2 protein-coding genes and 1 pseudogene are annotated in these 1,919 nt (G+C 65.3%); all 3 read left to right on the plus strand.

The window, feature by feature from the left end; genetic code table 11:
- Positions 1-1,059: AMP-binding protein (locus tag AC1D00_RS39010; RefSeq protein WP_477014343.1), on the plus strand; the 1,059-nt coding region annotated here is incomplete at its 5' end.
- A 231-nt stretch (positions 1,060-1,290) separates the two neighbouring features.
- Positions 1,291-1,560 (plus strand): hypothetical protein, encoded by a 270-nt coding sequence (locus AC1D00_RS39015; RefSeq protein ID WP_477014344.1) that lies wholly within the window; start codon positions 1,291-1,293, stop codon positions 1,558-1,560.
- A 183-nt stretch (positions 1,561-1,743) separates the two neighbouring features.
- Positions 1,744-1,919: pseudogene (locus tag AC1D00_RS39020) on the plus strand (OmpW/AlkL family protein); the annotation flags it as partial.

A 1,919-nucleotide genomic window follows, 5' to 3' on the forward strand; every position in this document is an offset into this window, starting at 1 on the left:
GTCTGGTGGTGCGGCTCCGACATCGGCTGGGTGGTCGGCCACAGCTACATCGTCTACGGCCCGCTGCTGCATGGCGCGACCTCGATCATGTATGAGGGCAAGCCGGTCGGCACGCCCGACGCCGGCGCATTCTGGCGCGTCATCTCCGAGCACAAGGCGGTGGCGCTGTTCACCGCGCCGACCGCGTTCCGCGCCATCCGCAAGGAGGATCCGGACGGCAAGTTCATCCGGCAATACGACCTCTCGACATTCCGCACCCTGTTCCTCGCCGGCGAGCGTGCCGATCCGCCGACAGTGGAATGGGCGGAGCAGCAGCTGAAGGTGCCTGTCATCGACCATTGGTGGCAGACCGAGACCGGCTGGTGCATCGCCGGCAATCCGGTCGGCCTCGGCATGCTGCCGGTGAAGCACGGCTCGCCGACGGTGCCGATGCCGGGCTACCAGGTCGACGTGGTCGATGAAGCGGCCAAGCCCATCGGTCCCAACAAGATGGGCTCGATCGTCATCAAGCTGCCGATGCCGCCGGGCTGCCTGCCGACGCTGTGGAATCAGGATTCTCGCTTCAAGGAAGCTTACCTCAGCGAGTTCCCCGGCTATTACAAAACCTCCGACGCCGGCTACAAGGACGAGGACGGCTATGTCTGGGTGATGGGGCGCACCGACGACATCATCAATGTCGCCGGCCATCGTCTGTCCACCGGCGGCATGGAGGAGATCCTGGCTTCGCATCCCGACGTCGCCGAATGCGCCGTGCTCGGCGTCAAGGACGCAATCAAGGGCGAGGTGCCCTGCGGCTTCCTGGTGCTCAAGGCCGGCGTGAAGCGCGCACCTAGCGAGATCGAGAAGGAGATCATCGCGCTGGTGCGTGACAAGCTCGGCCCCGTCGCCGCCTTCAAGCTCGCCATCACAGTCGGCCGCCTGCCCAAGACGCGCTCCGGCAAGATTTTGCGCGGCACCATCAAGAAGATTGCCGACGGCGAGTCCTGGACCATGCCCGCGACGATCGAGGACCCCAAGGTGCTGGACGAGATCGGGGAGGCGCTGAAGGGGAGGGTGTGAGGGCTAACGCCCTCCGCCCGCGAGGCGTGACGCCGCCTCACCAATTCCTACCGTCATCGCCCGCGAAGGCGGGCGATCCAGTATTCCAGAGACGGTGAGGCTAGAGCCGAGAGGCCGCGGCGTACTGGATTCCCCGCTTTCGCGGGGAATGACAGCGGGCGGGAACGGAGGCCAGGGACTTACAATCTCCTCATTCCGCGCTAAACAGAGCCGGCCAACAGGGGACCTTGTATGCCACTTGCCACCGCGCCGCGCCTGCTTGCAGCCTTAGCTCTTGCCATCGCTCTCTCCGCCTGTTCGGCGCGCTACCAGACGCCGGTGGCGATGGGGGGCGACGATGACGACGCAGTGTGCCAGAGCCGCGGTTATGCGGCGGGCTCGCCGGAATATGTGGCCTGCCGCAAGGACCGTGACGTCCAGCGCAGCGCCGCTACCGCCCGCGCCGACCGCCGCCAGCGCGATCTCGGCGAGTACATGCTGAACCATCCCGAGCGGCCGTGAGATCGGGCGTGGCACTATCCTGCGTCGTTCACTCGCATTGCTCGTGACACATCTGCAACGCCGCGACACAAATCGTGCCGCGTTTCGCCTGATTTGATCGGCGTCAAATCCTTCACCATCCCCTTTCTGCTCTGACGCTGACGTCGCGCAACGATGCGCGAGAGACGGCTGAAGGGGATTGAAATGCAGAGAACGACAAGAAACTTGGCGCGGATCGCGACGGTCGGCGCGATGCTCGCGGGGACTTTTGCATCGGTGCAGGCCGCGGACCTGCCAGTCTACAAGAAGGCGCCGCCGCAGGTAGAAGGCTTCAATCCCTGGATGGTGCGTCTGCGCGTGCTCGGCGTGTTGCCCGATGC

The sequence above is a fragment of the Bradyrhizobium sp. P2_E8 genome (genome assembly GCF_056403875.1).